Origin of the sequence: Corallococcus caeni, assembly GCF_036245865.1 — a bacterium.
Taxonomy (GTDB): domain Bacteria; phylum Myxococcota; class Myxococcia; order Myxococcales; family Myxococcaceae; genus Corallococcus; species Corallococcus caeni.
The window spans coordinates 298,180-324,170 of sequence record NZ_BTTW01000001.1 but is presented as its reverse complement, the minus strand read 5'-3'; the positions used below and the strand labels follow the sequence as shown (position 1 = coordinate 324,170).

Annotated in this window: 23 protein-coding genes; 12 read left to right on the top strand and 11 right to left on the bottom strand. The window is 71.4% G+C overall.

The annotated features are described in order from the left end of the window. Positions 1 to 49 precede the first annotated feature (49 nt). Complete coding sequence (locus AABA78_RS01325; RefSeq protein WP_338261274.1) at positions 50 to 802, top strand: pyridoxal-phosphate dependent enzyme; 753 nt, start codon at positions 50 to 52, stop codon at positions 800 to 802. A gap of 11 nt (positions 803 to 813) precedes the next feature. On the opposite strand, the gene AABA78_RS01320 is transcribed toward AABA78_RS01325, so the two are convergent. Next, a complete protein-coding gene (locus AABA78_RS01320; RefSeq protein ID WP_338261272.1) occupies positions 814 to 1,599 on the bottom strand; it encodes a hypothetical protein in 786 nt (261 codons plus the stop codon). Positions 1,600 to 1,812: 213 nt separating this feature from the next. On the opposite strand from AABA78_RS01320, the gene AABA78_RS01315 reads away from it, so the two are divergent. Together AABA78_RS01315 and AABA78_RS01310 are read left to right on the top strand one after the other, a co-directional pair. After that, positions 1,813 to 2,739 carry a lipase family alpha/beta hydrolase gene (locus AABA78_RS01315; protein ID WP_171412164.1) on the top strand — a complete coding sequence of 309 codons (927 nt, stop codon included), beginning with the start codon at positions 1,813 to 1,815 and terminating at the stop codon, positions 2,737 to 2,739. A gap of 20 nt (positions 2,740 to 2,759) precedes the next feature. Next, the gene (locus AABA78_RS01310) at positions 2,760 to 3,818 is read left to right on the top strand and encodes a lipase secretion chaperone (protein WP_338261269.1); all 1,059 of its coding nucleotides are present in this window, start codon (positions 2,760 to 2,762) and stop codon (positions 3,816 to 3,818) included. A 7-nt stretch (positions 3,819 to 3,825) separates the two neighbouring features. Here the strand turns inward: AABA78_RS01310 and nadE are convergent, their stop codons facing one another. The 8 genes from nadE to AABA78_RS01270 form a co-directional block, all read right to left on the bottom strand. Next, entirely contained in the window at positions 3,826 to 4,821 is a 996-nt protein-coding gene (gene nadE / locus AABA78_RS01305) for an NAD(+) synthase (RefSeq protein ID WP_338262362.1), read from the bottom strand. Between the two features lie 2 nt (positions 4,822 to 4,823). After that, positions 4,824 to 6,416, bottom strand: coding sequence for a class I adenylate-forming enzyme family protein (locus AABA78_RS01300; protein ID WP_338261267.1), 1,593 nt, complete (start codon positions 6,414 to 6,416; stop codon positions 4,824 to 4,826). Continuing rightward, positions 6,413 to 8,383, bottom strand: coding sequence for an asparagine synthase (glutamine-hydrolyzing) (asnB, locus tag AABA78_RS01295; RefSeq protein ID WP_338261266.1), 1,971 nt, complete (start codon positions 8,381 to 8,383; stop codon positions 6,413 to 6,415). The genes AABA78_RS01300 and asnB overlap by 4 nt, the downstream gene beginning before the upstream one ends. Before the next feature lie 7 nt (positions 8,384 to 8,390). Next, the gene (locus AABA78_RS01290; RefSeq protein WP_120526381.1) at positions 8,391 to 8,639 is read right to left on the bottom strand and encodes an acyl carrier protein; all 249 of its coding nucleotides are present in this window, start codon (positions 8,637 to 8,639) and stop codon (positions 8,391 to 8,393) included. Positions 8,640 to 8,740: 101 nt separating this feature from the next. Continuing rightward, entirely contained in the window at positions 8,741 to 9,337 is a 597-nt protein-coding gene (locus tag AABA78_RS01285) for an acyltransferase (RefSeq protein WP_171412168.1), read from the bottom strand. After that, the gene (locus AABA78_RS01280) at positions 9,334 to 9,876 is read right to left on the bottom strand and encodes an acyltransferase (protein WP_171412169.1); all 543 of its coding nucleotides are present in this window, start codon (positions 9,874 to 9,876) and stop codon (positions 9,334 to 9,336) included. Before AABA78_RS01280 ends, AABA78_RS01285 begins: the two co-directional genes overlap by 4 nt. 3 nt (positions 9,877 to 9,879) lie before the next feature. Further along, on the bottom strand, positions 9,880 to 10,680 hold the full coding sequence (locus tag AABA78_RS01275) for an SGNH/GDSL hydrolase family protein (protein ID WP_338261263.1): 801 nt from the start codon (positions 10,678 to 10,680) through the stop codon (positions 9,880 to 9,882). A gap of 197 nt (positions 10,681 to 10,877) precedes the next feature. Further along, the gene (locus AABA78_RS01270) at positions 10,878 to 12,368 is read right to left on the bottom strand and encodes a cyclic nucleotide-binding domain-containing protein (RefSeq protein ID WP_338261262.1); all 1,491 of its coding nucleotides are present in this window, start codon (positions 12,366 to 12,368) and stop codon (positions 10,878 to 10,880) included. A gap of 82 nt (positions 12,369 to 12,450) precedes the next feature. On the opposite strand from AABA78_RS01270, the gene holB reads away from it, so the two are divergent. From holB to AABA78_RS01240, 6 genes are all read left to right on the top strand, one after another. Beyond that, positions 12,451 to 13,485, top strand: a complete 1,035-nt coding sequence (gene holB / locus AABA78_RS01265) for a DNA polymerase III subunit delta' (protein WP_338261261.1) — start codon at positions 12,451 to 12,453, stop codon at positions 13,483 to 13,485. Continuing rightward, a complete protein-coding gene (gene holA / locus AABA78_RS01260; protein WP_171412173.1) occupies positions 13,482 to 14,798 on the top strand; it encodes a DNA polymerase III subunit delta in 1,317 nt (438 codons plus the stop codon). The genes holB and holA overlap by 4 nt, the downstream gene beginning before the upstream one ends. Positions 14,799 to 14,822: 24 nt before the next feature. After that, complete coding sequence (locus AABA78_RS01255; protein ID WP_171412174.1) at positions 14,823 to 15,272, top strand: hypothetical protein; 450 nt, start codon at positions 14,823 to 14,825, stop codon at positions 15,270 to 15,272. Positions 15,273 to 15,609: 337 nt separating this feature from the next. Continuing rightward, on the top strand, positions 15,610 to 17,499 hold the full coding sequence (locus tag AABA78_RS01250; protein WP_338261259.1) for a M4 family metallopeptidase: 1,890 nt from the start codon (positions 15,610 to 15,612) through the stop codon (positions 17,497 to 17,499). 119 nt (positions 17,500 to 17,618) lie between these two features. Beyond that, positions 17,619 to 18,119, top strand: coding sequence for a hypothetical protein (locus tag AABA78_RS01245; protein WP_338261258.1), 501 nt, complete (start codon positions 17,619 to 17,621; stop codon positions 18,117 to 18,119). A gap of 163 nt (positions 18,120 to 18,282) precedes the next feature. Continuing rightward, complete coding sequence (locus AABA78_RS01240; protein WP_338261257.1) at positions 18,283 to 19,170, top strand: patatin-like phospholipase family protein; 888 nt, start codon at positions 18,283 to 18,285, stop codon at positions 19,168 to 19,170. A 15-nt stretch (positions 19,171 to 19,185) separates the two neighbouring features. On the opposite strand, the gene AABA78_RS01235 is transcribed toward AABA78_RS01240, so the two are convergent. Continuing rightward, the gene (locus tag AABA78_RS01235) at positions 19,186 to 19,980 is read right to left on the bottom strand and encodes an NRDE family protein (RefSeq protein ID WP_338261256.1); all 795 of its coding nucleotides are present in this window, start codon (positions 19,978 to 19,980) and stop codon (positions 19,186 to 19,188) included. Between the two features lie 110 nt (positions 19,981 to 20,090). Here AABA78_RS01235 and metG point away from each other — a divergent pair, with 110 nt between their 5' ends. The 3 genes from metG (at position 20,091) to AABA78_RS01220 (ending at position 24,033) form a co-directional block, all read left to right on the top strand. Next, positions 20,091 to 22,217 carry a methionine--tRNA ligase gene (gene metG / locus AABA78_RS01230; RefSeq protein WP_338261254.1) on the top strand — a complete coding sequence of 709 codons (2,127 nt, stop codon included), beginning with the start codon at positions 20,091 to 20,093 and terminating at the stop codon, positions 22,215 to 22,217. Between the two features lie 68 nt (positions 22,218 to 22,285). Next, positions 22,286 to 23,260 (top strand): HEAT repeat domain-containing protein, encoded by a 975-nt coding sequence (locus AABA78_RS01225; protein WP_338261252.1) that lies wholly within the window; start codon positions 22,286 to 22,288, stop codon positions 23,258 to 23,260. Then, positions 23,257 to 24,033 carry a TatD family hydrolase gene (locus AABA78_RS01220; protein WP_338261250.1) on the top strand — a complete coding sequence of 259 codons (777 nt, stop codon included), beginning with the start codon at positions 23,257 to 23,259 and terminating at the stop codon, positions 24,031 to 24,033. The genes AABA78_RS01225 and AABA78_RS01220 overlap by 4 nt, the downstream gene beginning before the upstream one ends. On the opposite strand, the gene AABA78_RS01215 is transcribed toward AABA78_RS01220, so the two are convergent. After that, complete coding sequence (locus tag AABA78_RS01215; protein WP_338261248.1) at positions 24,020 to 25,987, bottom strand: HD domain-containing phosphohydrolase; 1,968 nt, start codon at positions 25,985 to 25,987, stop codon at positions 24,020 to 24,022. The two genes, AABA78_RS01220 and AABA78_RS01215, sit on opposite strands and share 14 nt — an antisense overlap. Positions 25,988 to 25,991: the final 4 nt, after the last annotated feature.

Sequence of the window (25,991 nt, the reverse complement as noted above, 5' to 3'; positions counted from 1 at the left end):
ACTCCGGGGCGTGTCGGGCGCGCAAGGCGGTTCGCGCCAGGGGGCGACCATGCGTGGAGTGTTTTCCCTGTCACGTCCGCGTGCGGGCGGGCCGGTGGTGCTGTGGGGTGGGGCGCAGCCGTCCGGCAGCCTCAAGTACCTCACCTTCGCGCGCTACCTGGCCGCGATGCCGCCGGGCTCGCGCGGGCTGGTGGAACTGTCCGGTGCGTCGAGCGCGCTGGCGCTGGACGTCCTGGGCCGCGAGCGGGGCCTGCCCATGGTGGCCGTGACGGACGCGGCGGGTGAGACGTACCTGCGCGCGCATGGCTTTCAGGGGCAGGTGCGCCAGGCGGGCTCCATGGCGGACATGTTCCACCAGGCCATGGCGCTGGAGCGCGACGGCTGGTGCTGGCCCCGGCAGCTCACCAACCGGGCCCTGGTGTCGTGCGTGGAGGCCTGGGCGGCGGGGCTCCGCGCGCAGGTGCGCGAGCGCTTCCCCACGGTGAAGCACGTGGTGTGCGGCTTCGGCACGGGCGCGACGCTCGTCGGCCTGGCGCGCACCTTCACGGCCGGCGGCTTCACCGTCACCGGCCTGCAGCCCGCGCCCGGCAAGCCGCTGCCCGGCTGGCGCACGTGGGAGGCCCAGAACCTGGGGGCGGAGGACCTGTTCTTCGAACACCAGCCGCGCCTGCCCCTGGCCACGGCCGCGCCCGCGCCGGACCCCTTCACCGCGCTCCTGGAGTGGGCCCGCGAGCAGCCGCACCCGGAGCAGGTGCTCGTCATCGCGCACAACGCCCGGGAACAGGACGCCGCCCGGGCCTGAGGTGCCGCGCGCTAGCCGTGCAGCGCTTCCAGTCGCGCCCGCACGGCGGCCACCCCGTCGCGCGGAAAGCCGGGCACGTGGGACAGCTCGCGCTCCGCCAGCCGCAGGAGCGTGCGCGCCAGGCCCGGTGAATCGCCTTCCAACGCACGCGCCAGCTCTCCGCCGGTCCGCGGATACACGCGCTCCACGCGCCGCACCGGATCCAACCCGTCCAGCAGCGACGCCTGGGGCGCGGGCACGTGGCGCGCGAGCAGCAGGCAGAACAGGCGCACCGCTTCGTCCAGCCGCGCGCGTCCGCTGAGCCCCTCGCCGCGCGCGTGGCGGCCCATGCCCACCAGCACCTGCGTGAGCCATTGCCCGAACAGCCACGCGTCGTCCGGCGCCGTGCGCTGGAGCTCCACGGCGGTGTCCCGCGCCCGCGCGTCCATGCGCTCCGTCACGCCGCCCTTGTCCAGCAGCACGCGGTAGCGGTTGACGCGCGCGAAGGACAGCTCCTCCAGGTCGAACACCGCGAACTCCAGCAGGTGCCCGTCCCGGTACACCACCTTGAGGCCGTGCGCCGTCTCCCGGAACACCAGCGCCACGTCCTCCGCGCCCGGCAGCCAGCCGCGCTCATGTCTCAATGTTTCAGCGTGTCCGGGCCAGGCGATGACGAAGAAGTCGTGGTCGCTGAAGTCATCCGGCGGGTAGTCGCGCGCCGCCATCGAGCCCAGCGCCACGAGCCCCCGGAAGCGGCCGTCCGCGCCGACCCTGCGCGTCAATTCCGTGGTGAAGGCCTGATAGGCGGCGGTGTCCAAGGGCGTGCTCCTCTGAGAAGGCCCGCATGCTGCCACCATGACGCGGGGTGTTGAGATTTTGATGCGTTGCGTTGGGGCGGGCTGCCTGCCCCAGAGCTGACATGCTTTTCAGTTAATTCTGAGGTTGGCTTGCTTTTTATCAGTGTCTCGCTTTATGGGCTGATTCGCGGGTCAATCCCTTCGATGATCCGTCCTCCCCCAACAGGAGCCTGTATGCGAAACGCCGTCCGGACCCTCGTTCTGACTGTCGCGGTTCTTGCCATCTGGGCGCAGCCTGCCCGCGCGGATACGTACACGCAGACGAAGTACCCCATCGTGCTGGCGCACGGCATGGCGGGGTTTGATTCGCTGTTCGGCGTGCTCGACTACTTCTACGGCATCGAGTCGTCGCTGAAGTCGGGCGGCGCGAAGGTCTACATCACGCACGTTCCGCAGTTCAATTCGACGGAGGCGCGCGGCGAGGCGCTGCTGGCGCAGGTGCAGGACGTGCTCGCGCGCTCGGGCGCGAAGAAGGTGAACCTGATTGGCCACAGCCACGGCGGCCTGGACGTGCGCTACGTGGCGGCGGTGCGGCCGGACCTGGTGGCGTCCGTGACGACGGTGGGCTCGCCGCACAAGGGCGCGGACCTGGCGGACTACCTGCGCAACAACCTCCAGGGCGGGTCGTTCACGGAGGGCGTGCTGGCGTACTTCGCCAACAGCCTGGGCACCGTGCTGGGGCTGCTGTCCGGCCACACGCAGCCGCAGGACGCCATCGGCGCGCTGACGGCGCTGAGCAAGACGGGCACCTCCGCGTTCACCGCGAAGTTCCCCGCGGGCGTCCCCACCACGTCCTGCGGCAGCGGCGCGGCGACGGGGGCCCAGGGCCAGCGCTACTACTCCTGGTCCGGCACGGATCCCTTCACCAACATCCTGGACGCGTCTGACTACGCCCTGAAGCTGTCGTCCTTCTTCTACAGCGGGTCCAACGACGGCCTCGTGGGCCGCTGCAGCTCGCGCTTCGGCACGGTCATCCGTGACGACTACGACATGAACCACCTGGACGAGGTCAACCAGGTGCTGGGCCTCACCGCGTTCTTCACCAACCCGGTGTCCGTGTTCCGCAACCAGGCGAACCGCCTGAAGACCGCGGGCCTGTAATCCCGTTGGAGCGCCCCGCCATGAAGAGCCGCGCCGTCATTCTCGTGGTCGCGCTGTGCGCCCTCCTGGGTGCCGGCGTCTTCTCGTGGTGGAAGGTCCGGGCGGAGGACGTGCCCGGACCCGTTGTCCCGCCGTCCGCCGTTCCCGTCGCGCAAGGCCCCGCGCCGCGCGCGGCGTCCTCCGCCGTTCCCGGCGCCGCCGTGACGGCGACGCCGGCTCCGGATGCGCCGCTGCCTCCGCTGCCCGGCTCGCTCCAGGACACGGAGGAGGACGGCGCCGTGCTCGTGGACGCGTCCGGACACCTGGTGCCGAGCGCGGACCTGCGCCGCTTCTTCGACTACTACCTGTCCGCCACCGGCGAGGAGCCCGCGTCGCTCATCCGCGAGCGCATCCTGACGGCGCTGCGGGCGAAGAAGCTGCCCCCCGCAGCCATGGATGAAGCGGTGCAGGTGCTGGATGACTACCTGTCCTATCTGGAAGCGGCCCGGGGGCTGGCGTCGAAGGGCTCGGTTCCCATGGACACCGCCGAGCGCCTGGAGGCCCTGCGCAAGCTGCGCCGGGAGCACCTGGGCTCGGGCGCGGCCGACGGCCTCTTCGGGAAGGAGGAGGCGGTGGACGCCGTCGCCGTGGAGCGGCTGAAGCTGATGAAGGACGCGTCGCTGACGAAGGAGGAGCGCGAGCGGCGCATGGCCGAGCTGGAGGAGCGGCTTCCTCCGGACGTGCGCGCCAGCCGCGAGGAGGCCGTGCGCCCGTTGCGGCAGCAGGCCGTGGAGCAGGAGCTATTGGCGGCGGGCGCGACGCGGGAGGACCTGCACCAGCACCGCCTGTCCACCGTGGGGCCGGAGGCCACCGAGCGGCTGGAGGCGCTGGACGCGGAGCGCGCGCAGTGGAAGCAGCGGCTGGCGGACTTCCGCGCGAAGCGCGAGGCGCTGGGCCGCACGGAGCCGGATGCGGCCTTGCGTCAGGCCGCGGTGCAGCGGCTGCTGTTCGACTCGTTCACCCCGGAGGAGCGCCTCCGGGTGGAGGCCGCGGACGCCATCGACGCGGCGTCCGGTTCCCCAGGCTCCGGCGGCGGGTGAGGCCGCTTCAGGAGATCTTGAAGGGCTTCAGCTCGCTGACCTCTTCGAGCAGCAGCGGCTGCGCGTGGAGGTACGCGGTGGTGCGGCGCTTCTGGTCGATGTCGTCGTAGACGCGCTGGATCTGCTGGGGCGTGAGGCCCATCTCCGGGGAGACCTCCTCGGGCGTGACGCCGTGGTTCTTCGCCCAGAGGATGAGGTCCAGCTGCGAGTAGTGCACGGAGAAGTAGAAGTCCTCCTGCGACTGCTCCAGGCTGAACGTGTCCGTGGTGGGCTCGCGGTTGAGGATGCCGTCGATGACGCCCAGGTGCCGCGCGAGCTTGTACGTCTGCGTCTTGTAGAGGCTGGCGATGGGCTTCACGTCCGCGGCGCCGTCGCCCAGCTTCACGAAGAAGCCCTGGTCATACTCCAGGCGGTTGGGCGTTCCGGACGCGGCGAAGTTCAGCCGGTCCGCGTGGAAGTACTCCATCATCTTGCGCACGCGCTGCTTGAAGTTGGTGGCGGCGACAATCTGCACGTAGGCCTGGGGCGTGAGGCGGAAGCGCTGCTCCTGCCCGTCCACCTGCACCACCACGTAGAAGACGTTGAGGGCGTCCGTGTTGAGGCGGTCGCCGTGCATGACGATCTTCCACTTCATGTCCGGCTGGAACGCGGGGAACACGGAGCGCACGGCCGCGTCGCGCTGCGAATAGCACCCGGCGGCCTCCAGCACGGGCGCGATGTCGTGCAGCGTGTACTGGATGCCCAGCTTCTCGCAGAGCTCGCGGCCCAGCTTCGAGGACAGGCCGCTGGAGTCGCGCTCCGGCAGGAGCAGGCCGAAGACGCGGTCCGGCCCCAGCGCCCGCACCGCCAGCGCGGCGACGCACGCGGAGTCGATGCCGCCGGAGACGGCGACCACCAGCCCGCGCTTGCGCAGCTTCTTGAGGACGGCCTCCTTGAGCCCGTCGGACAGCGACGCGGCCTTGGCCTCCCAGTCCAGTTCCAGCACCTGCTTGGAGAACTTCATCGTCACGGCGACCTCGATTCAGGGGAAGAGAGTGAAGACAGCACGCGCGTGCGCAGGTCGGCCTTGAGCACCTTGCCGGTGGGCCCGCGGGGGAGCGCTTCGGTGAACAGCACGTGGCGCGGCACCTTGTGCGCCGGGAGCGCTTCGCGGCAGAAGCGGCGGAGGTCGTCCTCCTTCGCGGTGGCGCCCGGCTGGAGGACCACGGCGGCGCACGCGGCCTCTCCGCCCAGGTCGTCCGGCACGCCCACCACGGCGACCTCCAGCACGGCCGGGTGGCGCGCGAGGACGTGCTCCATCTCCGCGGGGCTCACCCGGTGGCCGCCCACCTTGAGGATCTCCTTCGCGCGGCCGACGAGGAAGAAGAAGCCGTCCGCGTCGCGCCACGCGAGGTCGCCCGTCCACAGCCAGCCGTCGTGGAGGATGGCGGCGGTGTCGTCCGGAGCGTTGAGGTAGCCGGGGGTGACGTTGGCGCCCTTCGCCACGAGCTGGCCCACTTCACCGTCGGGCAGCGGCGTGCCGTCGTCCGCGACCACGGCCAGCGTGACGCCGGGGATGCCCTGGCCGATGGAGCCCGCCTTGTCGGTGGCGCGCGAGGGCGGCAGATAGGAGAGCCGCGCGGTGGCCTCCGTCTGGCCGTACATGACGAACAGCTCCGCCGGGTGGAAGGCCTCGCGCGTCCAGCGCACGGTGTCCGGGGACATGCCGCCGCCGGCCTGCGTGAGGTAGCGCAGCTTGAGGTTCGCGAGCGAGTCCGGCGCGGCCTGGCGGCGCAGCAGCTCGAAGGTGAGGGGCACGCCCGCGAAGCCGGTGCACGCCTCGGTGGCCATGGCCTCCAGCACGACCTGCGGGTACATGAAGCGCGGATCCAGGAACACGGAGCCGCCCGCGAGCAGGTGCGTCTGGAGCACGCTCTTCCCGTAGCAGTAGTGCAGGGGGAGGATGAGCATGGCGCGGTCGCGCGGCGTGAGGCCCAGGTACTCCACGATGGAGCGCGTGTTCGCCGCGATGTTGGCGAACGTCTGCACGACGCCGCGGGGCGTGCCCGTGCTGCCGGACGTGTAGACGATGGACGCGGGAGCCTCCGGGGCCAGGGAGGGCAGGGCGGCGAGCGGAGTGGCACCGGCCTCCGGATCCACCGCGCCGTCCTCCTGGAGCCACGTACAGGCGGCCGGCTTCAGCAGCCCGAGCATCCGCTCCGGCGGACGGGAGCCGTGCACGACGAAGAAGTGGCCGAGCTGGGAGCGGCCCGTCCAGCGCCGTGCGTCCTGACCGAAGATGACCGCGTGGCGGGCACCCGTCTGCGCGAGGATGCTGGCCATCGAATCCGCGCCCGTCTCACGGTCCAGCTCCACGGCGCAGGCCCCCAGGGCCTGCACCGCAAGCCCCGCGACGGCGGCCGCGCAGCCCAGTGGCAGGGCGATGAGGACCCGAGCCCCGGGCTCCACGCCCGAAGCGCGCAGGTGCCCCGCGAGCGCCAGCATCCGCGCTTCAAGCTGGGCGTAGGTGAGCCGCGCCCACGGAGAGTCCACCGCCGCTACATCCGGAGTCGCCGCTGCGTGGGCGCGAACCCACGAGGGTGCGGTGTCCGCGCTCACGCGGCCTCCAACCGCACGGCATCCACGTCCGCCTGGGGCACGGGCTTCGGCTTCAGGAAGTGGTGCGCCAGCAACTGCGTGGACGCCACGGCGAACAGGGCCATGGTGTCCGCTTCGCTCTCCGCGGAGTTCGGCGCGCGCAGCTTCGCGACCAGCCGCTCCACCTTGCGCGCGTCGAAGACGCCCGTCGCCGACACCGCCTCCGGGGCCAGCAGCTCGCGCGCCCACGCCGGCGCATCCGGGCCCACCAGCGCTCCCGCGATGGGCGCGCGATAGGGAAACTTGCTGCGCTCCAGGATGGACGCCGGCACCCGGCCCTTCGAGAAGCGCTTGAGCAGGTGCTTCTCGTCCAGCCCTCGCAGCCGCAGCCGCTCCGGCACGCGCGCGGCGAACTCCATCACGCCCGTGTCCAGGAACGGGAAGCGCCCCTCCACCGCGTTGCCCAGCAGCATGCGGTCGCCCTGCGCGGACAACAGGTAGCCGGACAGCAGCGTGCGCGCCTCCAGGTACTGCGCGCGCGCCAGCGGCCTCCACTTCGCCACCGCCTCCGGCACCGTCGCGAGCACCGACGCCACCGGATCCTCGTCCGCCACCTTCGCGGCGAACTCCGGCGCGAGGAAGCGCAGGATGCGGCCGCTGTTGCCCCACCGCACCAGGTGCGAGAACGCCAGCGCGTCCGGCGTCTCCAGCCCCGTGCCGAAGAACTCGCGCAAGAGCTCCACGCTCTGCTGGCTCACCGACAGCGTCGGGTACAGCCGGCGCAAGAGCAGCGGCCGGTACTTCGACGCCGGCTGGCGCGCCCAGAACTGGCGCACCTTCGTCTCCTTGAACAGGTCGTAGCCGAGGAACATCTCGTCCGACCCCTCACCCGTCAGCACCACCTTGATGCCCTGGTCGCGCACCCACCCGGAGAGCCGCAGGAACGGCGCGGGCGCGGAGCGCATCATCGCCTGCTCCGCGTGGAAGATGACCCCCGGCACCAGCGCGCCAATGTCCCCGTCGCGCATCTCCACCACGCGGTGCTCGGTGCGCAGTTGCTCCGCCACCGCCGCCTGGTGCGTGCGCTCGTCGAACCGCGCGTGCGCGAAGCCCACGGAGAACGTCCGCAGCGTGCCCCCCAGCTGCTCCTGCGCCAGCGAGCACAGGAGGCTGGAGTCCAGCCCGCCCGACAGGTACGCCGCCACCGGCACGTCCGCGCGCAGCCGCAGCCGCACCGCCCGGTCCAGCACCGCGCCCAGCTCCTCCAGCAGCCGGGGCTCCTCCGCCGCGTCCGGCGTCACGCCGAAGTCCAGGTCCCAGTAGCGCTGGAGCGTCAGCGCCCCGTCGCGCCACTTCGCCACGTGCGCGGGCGGCAGCAGCGACACGCCCTCGAAGGACGTGCGCGGCGCCACCGGCGCCCAGAGCTGGAACGTCTGCTTGAGCCCCCGCGCGTCCAGCGCGGGCGTCACGAGCCCCCCCGCGAAGAGCGCCTTCGCCTCCGACGCGAACGCCAGGTGCCCTCCCGGCAGGTGCGCGTAGAACAGCGGGCAGATGCCTACGCGGTCGCGCGACATCCACAGCGTGCGGTCTCGCGGGTCCCACAGCGCGAACGCCCACTGGCCCTCGAAGCGGCGCACGCAGTCGATGCCCCACGTGAGGAACGCCGCGAGGATGACCTCCGTGTCGGAGCGCGTGCGGAAGGCATACGCCCCCGACAGCTGCTCGCGCAGCTCCACGTGGTTGAAGATCTCCCCGTTGAAGACCACGGTGAGGCCGGTGGCCTCGTCGCGCATCGGCTGGTGGCCGGAGGCCAGGTCGACGATGGACAGGCGCGCGTGCCCCAGCGCGGCGCCGTCCAGCAGCAGGGCCCGCTGCGCGTCCGGTCCCCGGTGCTTGATGCTGGCGGTCATGCGGCGCAGCCGGTCCGCGTGAAGCGCCGGACCCGCGGCGTCACCCGCCGGGAAGGTGAACCCCGCGATGCCGCACATGGGCGTCTCAGCTCGCCTTCGCCAGCGACTGCTTGCGGTCCACGAAGGCCACCACGCGCGACAGCGAGTCCAGGTTCTCCGGCACCAGCTCCTTGTCGTCGAGCTTGATGTGGAACTCCGTCTCGATGAACGCCACCAGCTCCATCATGCCCGTGGAGTCGATGAGGCCCTTGCGCAGGAACGAGTCGTCGTCCGCGAAGTCGTCCACGAAGAAGGTGTCGATGATGAAGGTGCGAAGCGTGTCACGCGTGCTCATGGCGAGGTCCTGTCTTTCGAAGCGGGGTGTGGAAGGGCGATGCGAAGACAACGCGCCCGGCGCGTTTTGCTGAGCGCCGGGCGAAGGGAAGCGGGGGCCCGTCAGGAGCCCGTGGCCTCGCGGGCCACCAGGTCCAGGCTCATGCTGCGCGCCGGGTTGCCCATGGCCAGCGAGTCCGGAGGCACGTCCTGCGAAACGATGCTGCCGGCCGACACCACCGACCGCGCGCCAATGCGCACGCCCGGCAGCAGGATGGCGCCGTGGGCCACCCAGACGTCGTCCTCGATGATGATGGGGGAGATGCGCTGGCCGTCCCGGTCGCTCACGCGCACGAAGGACGCGAACATGCACCGCGCGCCAATCTGCACCGACTCCCAGGCCTCCACCGACACGCCGTAGTTGAACTGGGTCTCATTGCCCACCAGCAGCCGCGCGTGCTCGTAGCAGACCACCGACGTGGGCAGCATGCCGCCCAGGAACGTCAGCTTGTCCCCCAGCTCCGCGTGGCCGTCGTTGCGGGCGGTCACCGGGCCATAGGCGGCCACGTCCCGGCCGGTGCGGAAGGCGCGGAACAGCCAGCGCGCCCGGGCGACGGCCACCATGCGCTCGGCGCGGGGGAACACCTCCGTGCGCGCCATCTGGAGGCCCGCGCGCGCCATCTGGAGCGCCTCTTCGCGGGAGGGGATGACGGGCTTCATCGCGCCACCTCGCGCCGCAGCACCCGGGCCGGCGAGCCGCCCACCGTCACGCCGGGCGGGATGCGGCGGGAGATGACCGTGCCGGAGGCCACGCTCGCGCCCTTCTGCAGGTGTGCGCCCGGCAGCAGGATGGAGCGGCTGCCCACCGTGACGCCTTCCTCCACCAGCAGCGGCACCGACTGCGGCCGCTCGTGCCGGTTGCCGCGGACGGGGTGATACATGTTGTCCATCAGCTTGCACCACATGCCCAGACGGCTGCGCGCGCCCAGCGACACGAGCGACTGCGCTTCGATGGAGCTGCCCCCTTCGATGGTCACGTCGTCTTCGATCACGATGCGTCCCCCCCGCTGCGCGTGCAGCTCGATGGGCGCCATCCGCGCGTCGAACACCACGCGGTCCCCGATCTGGATCTCCCCCCCGCCGTGAATCCAGACCCGGCCCCAGACGGTGGGGGTGGCGCCCACGGCCTCACAGCGGCGCAACTTCAAACGCGCGACGGTCGGCCCCAGGCCGAGCATCATCATCAGCGGAAGGCCCATGGCTCAGGGACCGGCCTTCGCGGAGGCGGGCGCCTCGGGCAGGGCCGCCAGGAAGGCGACCAGCGCGGAGGCCACGCGCGCCTGTCCCTGCGCGTTGAGGTGGGCGCCGTCGTCCGAGTACGCCGGCACCAGCGCCGGATACGCGCGGCCGTTCACCTCGTACGTCTCGCGGGTGCCGTCCGCCTGCGACGACTCCAGCGCCGCCAGGTCGAACAGCGGCTCCTTGCCGCCGTAGGTCTGCCGCATCAACGCGTTGAAGGCCTCGCGCGACACGTTCTCCCCGACGCCGAAGACGGGGCGCCCGCGCAGCTCGTTGAACCACGCCTTCGCCCCGCGCTGAACCGTGGTCAGCGGCGTGGTGACGTGCACGAAGGTGACGCCCGGGTGGCGCGACTTCAGCCCCGCGAGCGTGGCGCGATACTTGTCGAAGAGGGCCTTCGCGTCCGTGCTGGAGGTGAAGTCGATGTAGCAGAACTTCATCAGCGCCACGTCCACCTGCTTCGCGATGCCGCCGTCCAGCAGCCGCTCGAAGTGCGCGAGCTTCGTCTCCGGCTGCTCGTTCTGGCCCACGAACGCGTGCGCCAGCGTGCCCTGGGGAATCGTCGCGCTCGCGTCCTTCACCTCCACGATGGCGGGCGCCGTCGGACCGGGCGAGGGCCGCAGGCCGCGCACGCCGTCCAGGATGTTTCCGCCCACCGACTGGTGGCCGAAGAACACGCGGCGGTGCGACAGCCGCTCCAGGCCCGCGAGGGCCGCGTCTGGCTTTACCTGGGCCGTGGCCGCCGCGCTCGGGGGCAGGGCCATCAGCAGTGCTCCCGGGAGGAGCAGGGCGCCTAATCGCGCGGGAAAGCCACGAATGACTTGCATGTGTGAACCTTTAGACCTTTCCGCCTCCGAGCGTCAAAGCCCCTGGCGACGCGGTTGGATGCATGCCTTCCAACCCGCCTGGGACTTGAGGACAGCGGGTCGTGACTGCCCCGGCGCTGGTCCGGGGAAAACCGCTACTCGTGCGTCAGGCCGAAGAGGGCCCGCAGCCTTCCGAGGATGCGGCCCGCTTCGGGCGAGTGGTCCGGTCCGCCGCCGGACGCCTGGGCCACGGCGCGCAGCTGGGTGCGGCGCTGGGCGAGGAGCGCGGAGAGCTGCCGGGCCAGGCCCGGGTAGTCGGAGAACAGGCGCGCGAAGGTGGGCCGGTCCAGCTCCAGCAGCACGGAGTCCTCGAGCGCCACGACGGTGGCGGCGCGGCGCTCTCCGGTGAGCAGCGACATCTCTCCGATGTAGTGGCCCGGCCCCAGCCGCGTGATCTCGGACTGGAGCGTGCCGGCGCGCACGCTGACCTCGCCGGAGGCCACGACGTAGAACGTCCCGCCCTCGTCGCCCTCCTGGATGATGCGCTCGTTGCGGCCGAAGCGGCGCACCACCACCTCGCACCGCAGGCGCTCCAGCTCCTCCGGGCCCAGCGGCGCGAAGAGGTCCACCTGGCGCAGGAGCTCCCGCACCGTGTCGTCGGCCAGCTCGCGGCGGCGGTGCCCCGTCTCCCGGCGCAGGGTGACCGTGCGCTGGGCATGAGGCAGCTCCAGCCCCTCGCGGCGCAGCCGGTACCACAGCCGCGTGTGCAGCTCCTCCCGCACGGTGTCCGACATCGCGAAGTCGTTGAGGAAGACGCGGATCATGTACTGCGCGTTGGAGTCCGTGAAGGCCACCGTGCGCGCCAGGGGCGGCGGCTGCACCAGCACCTGGGGAATCTCCCGCGCCACGTCCAGCAGTGCCTGCTTCACCTGGTTGGGCGGCGCGTCCAGCGACACCCCCACCTGCATCTCGATGCCCACGGGCTCGCGGTGCTGGGTGAAGTTCTTCACGTGCTCCTTGCCCACCATGCTGTTGGGCAGGGTGATGACCTCGCGCCGGAAGTTGGCGATGCGGATGGAGCGCCACCCGATGTGCACCACCCGTCCGGTGTGCTCGCCAATGCGGATGAAGTCGCCCACCTCGAAGGGCCGGTCCAGTTGCAGCGACAGGCCGGCGAAGAGGTTGCCCAGCGTCTCCTGGAGCGCGAGGCCGATGACCACCGTCAGCACCGCGGACGTGGCCAGCAGGCCCGCCAGGTCCAGGTTGAGCTGGCTCTGGAGGATGGGGACGGTGGCGAGCGCGTACAGCGTGAAGTCGATGACGTCGCGGAGGATTTTCGGCGTCGTCACCGGCGAGCGCATCCGCACCAGCTTCAGCGCGAACGCCACCCCGGCCCGGATGACGCCGTAGGCGAACGTGAGCATCCAGCCCACGTGCACGAACTTGCGCAGGCCCTCCGGCGTCGTGGCCTCCGGCAGGATGCGCGAGGCCAGCCGCAGCACCAGGAAGGCGAGCAGCATCCGGACCGCGCCGCGCAGGTCGTCGCGCAGGTCCGGGTCCCGGGTGGTGCGCTGGATGCTCAGCAGGAGCACCGTCAGGACGGAGCCCGCCAGCAGGGGGAGGTGGCCTTCGAGGAAGTTCAGCACGTCCGACGAATCAGACCGGCCGCGCGCGCACGGGTCAAGGTGGCGGTTGACGGGTGCCCTCCGAGCGGAGATACACGCCCCCATGACGCTTGCCTCGGTGCAGGGACAGCCCCGCGCGACGGACGCACTCCAGTCCGCCCTGCGGTCTGGCTCGGTGCATCACGCCTACCTGTTCGCCGGACCGGAAGGTGTGGGCAAGGAGCTGGCCGCGGTGGGGCTGGCCCAGGCCCTCACGTGCCCGGAGGCCCCGGAGGTGGGCTGCGGCAAGTGCACCAGCTGCGTGCGCATCACCAAGGGCCTGCACCCGGACGTGACCTGGGTGATGCCGGACGACGAGCGCGTGTCGCGAGGACTGGCGGGCCGCTCCGACTTCACCGGCACGCCCAGCCGGGAGCTGCGCGTGGAGCAGGTACGCCAGCTCCAGGAGCGCCTGGCGCTGCGCGGCCTGGAATCCAAGCGCAAGGTGGCCATCCTGGTCAGCGCGGAGCAGATGAACGTCCAGGCGCAGAACGCGTTCCTCAAGACGCTGGAGGAGCCGCCCTCGGAGACCACCCTCATCCTGGTGGCGAGCGCCATGGACCGGCTACTGCCCACCATCCGCAGCCGGTGCAGCAAGGTGTACTTCGGTCCGCTGCCGGTGGACCTGGTCGCACGGCACGTGCAACAGGAGCGCAAGCTGGACGCGGACACCGCCGCCCTGGCCGCGGTGATGTCCGGGGGCAGCCTGGGCCGCGCGCTCGCGCTGGACGTGGACGCGCTGAAGGAGCGCAAGGACGTGCTCACCGCCTTCGAAGCCCTGAGCGGTGACGACATCCCGGCCCTCCTGCGCTTCGCGGAGGCCCACGGCGGCTCGCGCGAGGACGCGGACACGGCGCTGGAGCTGCTCATCCTGTGGACGCGGGACGTGTCGCTCGCGAAGGCGGGGGCCGAGGACGCGATGGCGAACCGGGACCTGAAGGCCCTGGCGGAGGCGGCGGCGCAGCGCACGTCGGAGGCCGCGCTGCACCGGCGGCACGCGCTGCTGGAGTCCGCGCGCACGGCCATCGGCTCGCGCAACGGCGCGCCCCGGCTGCAGCTGGAGCGGCTGCTCATCGAACTGTGCGTGGAGGGCCGATGAGCGCGGACATGGACGAGGTGCTGGCGGAGGTGAAGGGCGGCAAGGTGTGGCCGCTGTACCTCCTGTGGGGCGAGGAGTTCCTGGTCCGCAAGGGCGCCGACGAGCTGGTGAAGACGCTGGTGCCGGACGCCGCCATGGGGCTCAACCTCGCGGTGCTGGACGCCGCCTCCCCGCGCGAGGTGGCGCAGGAGTTGGCCACCATGCCGCTGTTCCCCGGGCGCAAGGTGGTGCTGGTGCGCGACCCGGAGTTCCTCGCGCCCAAGAAGGGCAAGGGCGACGCGCTGGCCAAGGCGCGCGACGCGTGGAAGGCGGGCAAGCGCAAGGAGGGCGCCCGGCGGCTGCTGGCGCTCGCGGGCCGCGCGGGCTGGGGCGTGGATCAGCTGGATCCCCGCGTGCCCGGCGCGCCCACCGTGGAGCAGTGGAAGGACGAACTGAACGTGGACCTGGCGGAGGCGGACCTCGCCTTCCTCCAGGAGGCGGCGGCCTTCTGCCGCGACGAGCGCATCAGCGCCCCGGAAGGGGACGCGTCCGCGCTCCTGGAGCTGCTCCAGAAGGGCGTGCCGCCGGGGCACGCGCTGGTGCTGGCGGCCACGGACGTGGACTCGCGCAGCCCGCTGCTCAAGTTCGCGCAGGACAAGGGCCGCCTCTTCGAGCGCAAGGTGGCCGCGCGCCACAAGGACCTGGACCTCAGCGAAATCGCGAAGGAGTTCCTGGTCCCCTTCAAGAAGAAGCTGGGGCCGGGCGCGCTGGAGGGGCTCAAGGAGCGCATCGGCGGCAACATCCGGCTTCTCCAATCGGAGCTGGAGAAGCTGGCCGTCTACTCGGAGGGGCCCACCATCGAGGCCCAGCACGTGGCGTTGCTGGTGCACCACGCGCGCGAGGAGGAGTTCTTCGAGCTCACGGAGGCGCTCCAGAAGCGCGAGCTGCGCGACGCGCTCTCCTACGCCGAGGACGCGATGGGGCAGGGCACGCACGCGCTCCAGCTGCTGGGCGCGGTGGCGTCCATCGTCCGCTCGCTGCTGGAGAACCACGCCTGGCTGGAGAAGTACGCCGGAGGGCAGCCGCCGCGCACCGGCCGGGACGTGGAGGCGCGCATCCTCCCGAAGCTGGAGCAGGAGCTGAAGGCCACCAAGCGCAAGACGCCCAACGCGTGGGCGCTCGCGTTCGGCATGCAGGCCGCCGCGCGCTACGAGCGCCGCGAGCTGCTCAACGCCCTGGTGGCGTGCGCGGACGCGGACCTGGCCCTGAAGTCCTCCGCCAGCGGGAAGCTCGTCATTGAACGGCTGTTGTGGACGGTGTGCACCCGCGCCTGATGGGGCCGGGTGGAAGGAGCCGCCATGGCGGACAAGCGACGCTTCGACCTCTTCGCGGACCTGCTCGTCACGCGCTTCCCCCAGGCCCTGCGCGTCTATGACATCGCCGGCGGCATGGGGAAGCTGAACGAGTCCCTCACCCAGCGCGGGCGCACCGTCACCACCTTCGACCTGCGCCACAAGCACCTGCCCGTGAAGTACGCCCAGCGGCTCTTCACGCTGGAAGAGCCCTGCGAGGCGGAGCTCGTCGTGGGCATGCACCCGGACGGCGCCACGCGGATCATCATCGAGTACGCCGCGCGCCACGGGCTGGGCTTCGCCGTCGTCCCTTGCTGCTCCGACAATGGGATGCCCTACAAACCGTGGATGCGGCACCTGGCCGACGTGGCCCGCGACGCCGGCTTCACCGCGGTGGAGGAGGCGGAGCTCCCCATGGACGGCCGCGCGCGGGTGCTGCTCGGCGTGTGGCGTTGACGCACGGTGTGCGAATTCGCGGTCATCCTTTGCACAGCAAGAAAAAGCCGCCAACCGTGGATTGCCCGAATAGAGGACACACCCGGTGTGGACTGTCACTGTTCAGGACAGGGGGCCGCGTCCTTCGAAATCCCCAGCAAGTACAGAGGGTTGTGCCTCTTTTGTAACGTTTGCTTCCACATTACAGAAGATGAACTGGGCGCTGATGTGCCAGCCGCTTTTCAGCGCCTTCCCGTAATGCGAGGCATTTCGCGGACTTAATGAGTTGGCCTGAAGAATGCTGAAAGGAGCGCTGCCCCGGCGACCACCCCCTTTGCGCCGGGCAGGAGGCAGTACCTTGGTTCGCACTCGTTTCGTTTCAGCCCTGCTGGCCTTTCCCCTCGTCGCTTGCGGCGTCGGTGAGATGGACTCCAACACGCAGGACGGGCAGCAGAAGCCCGATGAAGTGGCGGAAGTGCAGAACGCCCTGAGCGTCATCCCGGGCGCCCAGATTGTCGGCACCAACGCGGATGGCACGCCGCACACCATCCAGGGCCGCCTGGGCCAGGCGGACCGCCCCCTGACGGGCTTCGCCGCCGCGGACGTGCACACGGCCATCGCCGGGTCGCTGCCCTCCATCGCGTCGCTGTTCCGCCTGAACGCTTCGGACCTCCAGGTCCGCCGCATCTCCGTGGACGACCAGGGCACGTCGCACATCCGCTACGCGCAGACGCTGAACGGTCTGCCGGTGGTGGGCGAGGAGCTGGTGGTGCACGTGGACCGCTCGGGCGCCATCTTCGGCGCGAACGGCTCCGCCCGCTCCGGCGGCTCCGTGTCCGCGCGTCCGACGGTCGCCGCGGAGGCCGCCAAGACGGCGGCGCTGCGCGACACCCAGGGCACGCGCCTGGCCGCGGACGGTGCGCGCCTGGTGTACGTGAAGGCCGAGCAGGACGGCCGTCTGCACCTCGCGTACGAGGTGAAGGTCACGGGCGAGAGCGCGCTGATGCCGCTGCGCGACCGCGTCTATGTGGACGCGCAGAACGGCGCCACGCTGCTGCGCGTGCCGGAGATCCACACCGCGCTCAACCGCAAGGTCTACAGCGCGAACAACGGCACCAGCACCCCGGGCACGCTCAAGCGCAGCGAGGGTCAGGCGGCCATCGGTGACTCGCATGTCGACATGAACTACGACAAGCTGGGTTACACCTACGACTGCTACAAGACGAACTTCAACCGCGACTCGCTGAACAACGCGGGCCAGACGCTGATCAGCACGGTGCACTACAGCACCAACTACGTGAACGCCTACTGGGACGGCACCCAGATGGTGTACGGCGACGGCGACGGCGTGAACTCCATCGAGCTGGGCAAGGACGCGGACGTCACGGTCCACGAGCTGACCCACGCGGTGACGGAGAACGAGTCCAACCTCACCTACTCCGCGCAGTCCGGCGGCCTCAACGAGGCCATGTCCGACACCTTCGGCGCCATCTGCGAGAGCTGGGCCTCCGGCACGTGGAGCACCGCGGCGGACATCTGGAAGGTCGGCGAGGACGTGTGGACCCCCGGCACCGCCGGTGACGCGCTCCGCTACATGGACGACCCGGCGAAGGACGGCGCGTCCATCGACTGGGCGCCGAACTACTCCGGCCAGGACGTGCACTACACCTCCGGCGTCCCGAACCTGGCGTTCGCGCTGCTCGCCAAGGGTGGCACGCACCCGCGCGGCCGCAGCTCCATCGTCGTGACGGGCATCGGCGTCCAGAAGGCCGCGCAGATCTGGTACTACGCCAACACCAACCTCTACACGGCCAGCACCACGTACGATCAGGCGAAGACCTGGACCATCCAGGCCGCCGCGGCCCTGGGCTACGACGCCGCCACGCAGGCTTCCGTGAAGGCCGCCTGGGAAGCGGTGGGCGTGGGCATCCCCATCACCTGCACCACGCTGACCAACGGCGTCGCGAAGACGGGCCTGTCCGGCGCCTCCGGCTCGCAGACGTACTACTGCATCGACCTGCCGGCCGCCAAGGCGTCCAGCTACGTCATGAGCGGCGGCACGGGCGACGCGGACATGTACATCAAGTTCGGCTCCGCCCCGACGACGACCTCCTACGACTGCCGTCCGTACCTCTCCGGCAACAACGAGACGTGCAGCGCGGCGGCGAAGACCGCGTCGGGCAAGATGTACATCATGCTGCGCGGCTACTCCGCGTACAGCGGCACGTCGCTGAAGGCCACGTACTAGTCCCTCGCGCGGGTCCGGCGTGAGTCCACGCCGGGCCATGTGAAGGTCACCTTCCGCCTCCGGGGCTCCTGTCCCGGGGGCGGTCGTGTTTGTGAGCGGTCCATTCCCCAGGAGACATCATGAAGACGCAGGCAGCGAACGCGGGTCGAGTTGGAGCGGTGGCACGGGGCCGTCTTGCCCGGGTGGTGTTGACGGGAGGCCTTGCGCTCGCGGCCTGCGGTGGCCCGGGCGATGCCCCGGATGGGACGGACGCGGTGGCGACGGTGTCGAGCGCGCTGTCCTCCACGCTCAACGGGCCGCTCATCGGCAAGTGCACCACCACGCTGACGCTGGACAAGGTGGTGAACGCCAGTGGCGCCACCGTCATGCGCGCGGTGTGCACGGAGACCTGCAAGGACAAGGGGAAGCTGACGATCACCAGCGTCGCCATCGACCAGCGGGCGGCGACGACCACCACCGTCCTCAACGGCCCGCAGGTCGTCAACGGGACCGAGCAGTCGCTGGCGGTCGAGATGCCCTACACCCCCAATGCCTACCAGGCGAGCTGCGCGGCGGGGTGGCAGAACGACAACAAGGGACCCAACTACGTCTCGCCGTTCATTCCCGCGACCCAGTTCTAGGCCCGGCCAGGAGGAATCACGCGCGTTCTCCAGGCGCTCCGTGAGACCGCCGCCTCGGGTCTCCCGGCCGGGGGCGGGGGCCGGGTGAAGCGTCCGCCGACGGCGCCCGCTTCGCCGGAACAGGGTAGGGTGGCCGCGCTTCCCGGACGGAACTGGAGGACGCATGGGGCGGCGGCTGGGGTGGGTGTTGCTGGTGGTGGTGGCTTCGGGGGCGCTGTCGTGCCACCGGGAGACGCGCGCTTCACGCACCTGCGTGGTGCTGTCGGTGGGCGGCACCAAGGGGCTCGCGCACGTGGGCGCGCTGGATGCGCTGGTCGCGCGGGGCGTCCCCATCGACTGCGTGGTGGGCAACAGCATGGGCGCGGTGGTGGGCGGCCTCTATGCCTCCGCGCCCGGGGACGACCTGCGCCAGCGCTACCGGGCCTTCTTCGCGGCCTACGAAGACGAGACGCGCCGGACGACCGCGGCGCGCGGCGCGGTGGGCGCGGCCGTGGGCCTGCTGGCGGTGCTGATGTCGGGCGGCGCGCTGGGGCCGGCCGTGGCGGCGGGAGCGCTGGGCGCGGCGAGCGGCGCGGCCTCCGTGCCGCGCTTGAGCCACGAGCGCTTCACCCACGTGCTGGAGCGCTTCTACGCGGGCGCGCGCGTGGAGGAACTGCCCGTGCCCTTCGCCACCTTCCACCAGGCGCCCCTGGACGGCGGCATCCGGCTGGTCACAGTGACGCGCGGCCCGCTGTCGGAGGCCGTCGCCGCGAGCGCCGCCAACCCGCTCCTGTTCGAGGACGCGTCGCTGGAGCGCATCGACCCGGGCGCGGACCGCGTGTCCGCCACGCCCGTCCATGACGCGTGTCAGCTGTTCCCGGGCGCGCGGCTCATCGCCATCAACGTCACGGGCGAGCCCGCCTTCTACCGCTCCGACCTGGGCTGCGACGTGCGGGAGGTCCGCGTGGACGTGGGCATGCCCCCCGCGGAGGCCTTCACCGGCCGGGGCCCCGCCTTCGAGGCCACCTACGACGCGGGCCACGACGCGGTGATGCGGGCGCGGCTGGACTGAGAGGCGGCAGGCCCTTCAAGGCGCGGTGAGCAGGCCCGTCACGTCCCGCCAGCCGCCCTGGCAGGGGGCGAGGTCCGTGGCCAGGTAGTGCCCCACGCGCCCGGGCCCGAGCGCGACGATGGCGGACGAGCGGGTCCCGTAGCCCTCCGTGTGGATGCACAGCGCCTGGAGCTGCTGGAGGAAGTCCGCGGGCAGGTCGTTCTCCGCGAGCGCCCCCGTCGCGGCCTCGCGAGGCGGCAGGGCATGGTCCGCCAGGGCCGCCTGGAGTCCCGTCACCAGCTCCGGCCACGGGCGCTTCGCCACGCCTTCGGCCAGCGCGTGCGCCCGCCGCACCTTGGGCAGCGCCAGGTTGTCCAGGCTGTCGTTGGGGAGCACGTGCACGCCCGCCGGGACGTCCTCGTGCAGCAGGTGGGCGTGGCCCGGCCGCGCGTAGGCCACCCGCAGCGTGTGGGCGTCCCCGTAGAGCAGGTTGAAGGGGAGGAACTCCGGGGCGGGCAGGGTGCCGAGGTAGCGCTCGATGGCCTCCACCGAGCCGGCCTGGAGGGCGCGCAGCACCACCTCGCCCCGAGAGCGGGGGGCCAGGCCCAGGCTCCGGGCGCCGCGCTGGTTCGTCAGGGCGACGACGACTCCCTCGTGGGTCACCCCCATCCACGTTCCGCCTCGCTCCACGTCCTGGCCGCCCACCACGCGTGGGGGCTCGGAGAGGACCTTTGGCCCGTGGGCCGGACGCGCGTAGAGCTCATCCCGGTTGGCGGCGAGGACCAGCGGCCACTCGGGATGGACGTTACGGAGGATGAGGACGGTGCACATGGCGTCCGGTCGATAACATCCACCTTCGTGCCATGCACTCCCCGGCGTGCATGTTGGCGATGACCTCGTATCCCCGAGCGGCTATGGTCCGCCGCCCTCAGGAGAGTCCCATGGCGGAGAGAACCCTCGTCACCAGCGCCCTTCCGTACGCGAACGGCGCCGTCCACCTCGGCCACGCCGTCGAGTACATCCAGACGGACATCTACGTCCGCTTCCTTCGCTCGTGCGGCCAGGACGTCGTCTATTTCTGCGCGGACGACACCCACGGCACGCCCATTGAAATCAACGCCGCGAAGCAGGGCATCCCGCCGGAGCAGTTCGTCGCGCGCTTCCACGACGAGCACCAGCGCGACTTCCGCGACTTCGACATCCGCTTCGACTACTTCCACTCCACCAACTCGCCGGAGAACCGCCACTACGCGGAGCTCATCTACGGGCGCTTGAAGGACGCGGGCGACATCGACCGCCGCGACATCGAGCAGACCTACTGCGAGAAGGACAAGCGCTTCCTGCCGGACCGCTTCATCCGGGGCACCTGTCCCAACTGCAAGTCGGTGGACCAGTACGGCGACGCTTGTGAGAAGTGCGGCAAGACGTACAACCCCACGGACCTCATCGACCCGCGCTGCGCGCTGTGTGGCACGCCGCCGGTGCGCCGCAACTCCGTGCACTTGTTCTTCAAGCTGTCGCGCCACGCGGACTTCCTGCAGGAGGTGCTCAAGCGCCCCGGCTTCATCCACCCGGGCCTCGCCACCCAGCTCCAGGGCTTCTTCGAGAAGGGCCTGGCGGACTGGGACATCAGCCGCGACGGGCCGTACTTCGGCTTCGCCATCCCCGGTGAGACGGACAAGTTCTTCTACGTCTGGCTGGATGCGCCCATCGGGTACATCGCCACGACGGAGAAGTGGGCGAAGGAGTCGGGCCGCTTCCCGGACGCGCTCGCGTACTGGGGCAAGGACGCGCCCACGCGCATCGTCCACTTCATCGGCAAGGACATCGTCTACTTCCACGCGCTGTTCTGGCCCGCGGTGCTGAAGGTCGCGGGGTTCCACATCCCCAACGAGATCAAGGTGCACGGGCACCTGACCGTGAACGGGGAGAAGATGTCCAAGAGCCGCGGCACCATGGTGGCCGCGCGCGACTACCTGGACCTCCTGGACCCCAGCTACCTGCGCTACTTCTACGCGGCCAACCTGGGGGCGGGCGTGGAGGACCTGGACCTCAACCTCAAGGACTTCCGCCTCCGGGTGAACGGCGAGCTCGTCAACAACGTGGGCAACCTGGCCAACCGCGCGCTGTCGCTGCTGGCCGGGCCGCTGGAGAAGAAGCTCGCGCCGGGCCGCGCGGAAGGGGCGGGGCGCAAGCTGGTGGAGGACGCGCTGGCGCGCGTGCCGGAGGTGCGCGAGGCGTTCGAGAAGCTGGAGTACCGCAACGCCATCAAGGTGATTACCGAGATCGCCTCCACCGCGAACGCGTTCCTGCAGACGGCCGCGCCGTGGGCGCTGGTGAAGAAGGACGCGGAGGCCGCGCGGGCGGACCTGTCGGACGCGGCGGACGTGGCGTACCTGGTGGGCGCGCTGCTGGCGCCGGTGACGCCGCGCGTGTCGGAGAAGCTGTTCGCGCAGCTGGGGGCCCAGCCGCTGACGTTCCAGGCACTCGCCACCGCGAAGTACCCGCTGCTGGACCGCACCCGTCCGCTGGGCACGCCGGAGCCGCTGCTGCCCCGCCTGGAGGAGGAGCGCGTCAACGCCATCATCAAGGTCCCCGAGGGGACGCCGGCCGCCGAGCCCGCGAAGGCCGGTGGCAAGGACAAGAAGACGGAGAAGAAGCCCGTGGAAGCGAAGAGTCCGGAAGGCGTGCCCACCACGCAGGCGTCCCCTGGCGCGGGGGCGGCGGAGGGGGCGCCCGCGGCCGACATCGAGTACGCGGACTTCGCCAAGGTGGTGCTGAAGGCGGGGCGCATCGTGGCCGCGGAGAAGGTGAAGGGCGCGGACAAGCTGCTCAAGCTGGACGTGGACCTGGGCGAGGGCACGCCGCGCACCATCGTCTCCGGCATCGCGGAGGCGTACGCGCCGGAGGCGGTGGCGGGCCGGCGCGTGGTGGTGGTGGCGAACCTCAAGCCGCGCAAGCTCAAGGGCATCGAGTCGCGCGGCATGCTGTTGACGGCGGGCTCGGGCGGCAAGGACCTGTCCCTGCTGGATCCGGGCGACGTGCCGCCCGGCGCCGACGTGAAGTAGCGCGGACGCAGTGGCTTCAAGGACACGCCGGGGGGCATTCCGCCCCCCGGCGAGCGAGGTGACGAGACGTGGCGGACTGGCGTGCCGAGCGGGACCGCGCCCTGTTGACCCTGGAGCGTGAGAAGCGTCCGGCGAGCCGGGCCGAGGCGGCGGACCTGTTGTTCCAGCTGGCCTCCGAGGAGCCCACGCACGCCGACGCGTTCGCGGACGTGCTCGTGCGCCTGCTCGCGGATGCGCAGCCGGAGGTGCGCCGCTCGGGCGTGAGCCTCGCGTCCGTCATCCTGCCGCCGGAGCAGCTGCCGGACATGCTCCTGCCCCGGCTGCGCGACGAGGACACCCGCGTGCGGCTGGAGGCCACCGGGCGGCTCGCGGACCTGGCGCTGCCACACGCGCGCGGGGCCCTGGCCGGCATGCTGGAGGACCCCACCCCGGAGGTCCGCTTCGAGGCCGCGCGAGGCATCGCCTCCCTCAAGCACCCGGCGGGCCTGGACGTGCTCGTGGCCGCGCTGGACGTGGACACGCTGCGCTTCCGGGCGCTGGGCGCGCTGGCGGAGCTGGAGGACGCGCGGGCGCTGCCGGCGGTGAAGCGCCTCTTCGGCAAGTGGCTCCTGCCCGCCTTCGACAAGACGCAGGCCGCGGGCGTGCTGCTGAAGCTGGGGGACCCGGAGGGCGCGGACTGGCTGATGCAGCGCACGCGCAAGAAGTGGAGCGCGGACCGGGCGCTGGCGGTGGAGCTGTGCGGCGAGCTGAAGGTCCCCGGCGCGCTGGAGCGGCTGAAGGACATCCTCGCGGACGCGAAGGACCCGTGCCGGGGCGCCGCCGCGCGCGGGCTGGGCCGGTTGGGAGATGCCCGGGCGCTGCCCTGGCTGCTCGCCGTGCTGGAGGACCGGAGCGCGACCGAGGACGACCGGCTGGACGCGGCGGATGGCCTCTGGCGCCTGGGCGTGGCGGAGGGGCTGGAGCGCGTGCGCGCCGCCGTGCCCACCTTCGCCTCGGAAGAGGCGCGCACGGAGCTGGAAGAGCTGTTTCGGGAGAGCCCATGAAACTGGTTGATGCGCACTGCCACCTGGAGCCGAAGGACTACGCGGACGTGGCGCCGGTGCTGGAGCGCGCCCGCGCCGCGGGGCTGGTGCACGCGGTGCTGGTGGGCCAGTTCCACGGCCCCGGTGACTGGGGGCACGCGCTGGAGGTCGCCGCCCGGCACCCGGACTTCCTGTCGCCCACGCTGGGCATCCACCCGCACGAGGCCGCCCGCGCGACGGAAGCGGACTTCGAGATGCTGGAGCGCACCTGCGCGCGGCCGGAGCTGCGCGCCGTGGGCGAGGCCGGGCTGGACTACTACTACGACCACTCGCCGCGCGAGGTGCAGGCCACCGTCTTCCGGCGCCAGTGCGCGCTCGCGAAGCGCCTGTCCAAGCCGCTGGTGGTGCACGTGCGCGATGCGCATGACGACTGCGAGGCGGCCCTGGCGGCGGAGGACGTCACGAACGGCGTCATCCACTGCTTCACCGGCGACACGGCCGCGGCCCGCAAGTACCTGGACCGGGGCTTCTTCCTGTCGCTGTCCGGCGTCGTCACCTACAAGAAGACGGAGGCCCTCCAGGACGCGGTGCGCTTCGCGCCGCTGGAGCGCCTGATGGTGGAGACGGACAGCCCCTTCCTCGCGCCGGTGCCCCACCGCGGCCGCAAGAACGAGCCCGCGCACGTGCTGGAGACGGCGAAGAAGGTGGCGGAGCTGAAGGGCGTCTCGCTGGAGGAGGTGGCCCGCGTCACCACCGCGAACGCGGTCCGCCTCTTCAACCTCACCCTGGGCTGAGCGCGTTGGCCAGGGCCTCCAGGTCCTGATCCAACTGCGGCATGTCCAGGAGCAGCGCGTCCGGGTCGTAGACGAAGTCCGCCTGCTTCATCTTCAGCAGGGCCTGCAGCGCGGGCTCCCCCGAGTGGCCGCCGAACGCCGCGTGCACCACGCGTCCGCGCTCCAGGTGCAGCGAGCCCTCCAGCGTGTGGTGCCGCAGCTGGAGCTTCCCGCTCTTCTTGCCGCCGCCCAGCGTGCGGAGCAGATCCTTCGGTGGCAGCTCGTCGAAGCTGCCGCGCACCACCCGGCCCGGGCCGTTGTGCTGCACCCGGTCCTGGAAGAGGGACAGCACCGTGCGGGCCACCTCCGCCTTGTCGCCCGGGGACAGCACCGCCGTCGCGCCCGCCATGAGCAGCCGCTCGCGCGCCTGCGCATCCGGTTCGCCCACCACGGCGATGGGCAGGCCCGCGCTCTCCGGCGTGGAGCGCACGGCCTCCAGCAGGTCCATCACCTCCTGCTGACCCAGCCGCAGGCTCACCACCAGCACGTCGCAGTCCTGCCGCGCCAGGCCGTCCAGCGCGCCGTCCAGCGTGGACAGCGCGTGCGCCACCAGCTCCTGCTTGAGCACCGCCTCCAGCAGCTCGCCGCGCGTGGCCTCGTCCGGCTCCGCGATGAGCACCTGCCGGCCCTCGCTGGCCAGCCGGTGCACCAGCAGCGAACCGCTCTGGAGCTGGCCGACGATGTCCGCCACCACCGGGTCGTAGAGCACGCCCGCGTGCTGCTTGAGGTGCTCCAGCGCCTGCTGCTTGGTGAAGACGCGGCCGTGCGCGTTGCCCGGGTTCTTGGTCAGCTCCAGGAAGCTGTCCACCGCCGCCAGGATGCGCGCGCCCAGGGTGATGTCCTCGCCCTTGGCGCCCTGGGGCGTGCCGGAGCCGTCCCAGGCCTCGTACAGCTGCGCGAGGATGGTGTTCACCTGCGCGGGCAGGTGCACCGTTTCAAAGAGCTTCGTGGGCGCGCGGCAGCACGCCTTCGCCTGCGCCTTCCACTCCGCGTTGGCCGCGTTGCTCGCCAGCGAGTAGTGGCGCTCCGACGGCTTGCCCAGGTCGTGCAGGTACGCGGCGATGGACAGCGCCGCCAGCTCCTTGTGGGGCATGCCCATGCGCTGGCCGACGATGCCCGCCTGCCGCGCCAGCTGCGCGGAGTGTCCCCGGTGCCGGGGCCGGTCCTGCTCCAGCAGGCCCACCATCAGGCTCAGCGTCTCCACGTAGTCCGTGTCGCTGATGAGCCCGCGCGGGCCGCCCGGCTCGCGGCGCTGCGTGGAGACGCGCGCCACGTTGGTGCCGCTGCCGGCGCGCTGCAGCCGCATCCGCGCGTCCGTCTCCAGCCGCATGCTCAGGCTGGTGGCGCTCCGGCCGGCGGAGGATCCGCCGCGCCCGGGCTCCGCGCCCACGTGCGTGTTGGACGGGGTGTCCGGACGGCGGGGCCCGTTGGAGGCGCTGGGGCCCTCCAGCAGCGTGGTGAACGCCGTGGGGTCGCCGTAGTAGTGCTTGCGGATGGCCGCGGAGATGGCGCTGCGCAGGCCGATGTACGCGTAGACCTCCGACATGCCGGTGACGAGCGCGATCTCGTCGAGCAGCGACTTGTTCTGCGGCTCGGCGGCCACCACCGATAGCAGCTTGCGCTCCGGATCGATGGCCAGCGGGAGCACGTTCTGTGCTTCCGCCAGCCGCACCGGCAGCTTGTCCAGGACCTTCGTGTCGATACGGGCCTTGGCCAGCTTGTCCGCGGTGACGAAGCGGGTCTGGAACTCGTTGGCCAGGAGCCGCAGCAGCGCGGCCTCCTGGAGCAGGCCCAGCTCCACCAGACAGTCCCCCAGCTTGTGGCCGGTGATCTTCTGGTGCTCCAGACCCTGCTCCACGGCCCCGGGGGTCACGAGGCCGGCCTCAATCAACCGCTCTCCCAGCCGCTTCGCCATGGAC

What these genes read in the sequence shown, in the direction of transcription:
- metG (WP_338261254.1), top strand. Translation starts at nt 20,091, where the DNA reads ATGGCGGAGAGAACCCTCGTCACCAGCGCCCTTCCGTACGCGAACGGC.
- AABA78_RS01280 (WP_171412169.1), bottom strand. Translation starts at nt 9,876, where the DNA reads ATGGGCCTTCCGCTGATGATGATGCTCGGCCTGGGGCCGACCGTCGCG.
- nadE (WP_338262362.1), bottom strand. Translation starts at nt 4,821, where the DNA reads ATGAAGTTCTCCAAGCAGGTGCTGGAACTGGACTGGGAGGCCAAGGCC.
- AABA78_RS01285 (WP_171412168.1), bottom strand. Translation starts at nt 9,337, where the DNA reads ATGAAGCCCGTCATCCCCTCCCGCGAAGAGGCGCTCCAGATGGCGCGC.
- AABA78_RS01220 (WP_338261250.1), top strand. Translation starts at nt 23,257, where the DNA reads ATGAAACTGGTTGATGCGCACTGCCACCTGGAGCCGAAGGACTACGCG.
- asnB (WP_338261266.1), bottom strand. Translation starts at nt 8,383, where the DNA reads ATGTGCGGCATCGCGGGGTTCACCTTCCCGGCGGGTGACGCCGCGGGT.
- AABA78_RS01275 (WP_338261263.1), bottom strand. Translation starts at nt 10,680, where the DNA reads ATGGCCCTGCCCCCGAGCGCGGCGGCCACGGCCCAGGTAAAGCCAGAC.
- AABA78_RS01325 (WP_338261274.1), top strand. Translation starts at nt 50, where the DNA reads ATGCGTGGAGTGTTTTCCCTGTCACGTCCGCGTGCGGGCGGGCCGGTG.
- AABA78_RS01215 (WP_338261248.1), bottom strand. Translation starts at nt 25,987, where the DNA reads ATGGCGAAGCGGCTGGGAGAGCGGTTGATTGAGGCCGGCCTCGTGACC.
- AABA78_RS01315 (WP_171412164.1), top strand. Translation starts at nt 1,813, where the DNA reads ATGCGAAACGCCGTCCGGACCCTCGTTCTGACTGTCGCGGTTCTTGCC.
- AABA78_RS01255 (WP_171412174.1), top strand. Translation starts at nt 14,823, where the DNA reads ATGGCGGACAAGCGACGCTTCGACCTCTTCGCGGACCTGCTCGTCACG.
- AABA78_RS01245 (WP_338261258.1), top strand. Translation starts at nt 17,619, where the DNA reads ATGAAGACGCAGGCAGCGAACGCGGGTCGAGTTGGAGCGGTGGCACGG.
- AABA78_RS01235 (WP_338261256.1), bottom strand. Translation starts at nt 19,980, where the DNA reads ATGTGCACCGTCCTCATCCTCCGTAACGTCCATCCCGAGTGGCCGCTG.
- holB (WP_338261261.1), top strand. Translation starts at nt 12,451, where the DNA reads ATGACGCTTGCCTCGGTGCAGGGACAGCCCCGCGCGACGGACGCACTC.
- AABA78_RS01240 (WP_338261257.1), top strand. Translation starts at nt 18,283, where the DNA reads ATGGGGCGGCGGCTGGGGTGGGTGTTGCTGGTGGTGGTGGCTTCGGGG.
- AABA78_RS01290 (WP_120526381.1), bottom strand. Translation starts at nt 8,639, where the DNA reads ATGAGCACGCGTGACACGCTTCGCACCTTCATCATCGACACCTTCTTC.
- AABA78_RS01310 (WP_338261269.1), top strand. Translation starts at nt 2,760, where the DNA reads ATGAAGAGCCGCGCCGTCATTCTCGTGGTCGCGCTGTGCGCCCTCCTG.
- holA (WP_171412173.1), top strand. Translation starts at nt 13,482, where the DNA reads ATGAGCGCGGACATGGACGAGGTGCTGGCGGAGGTGAAGGGCGGCAAG.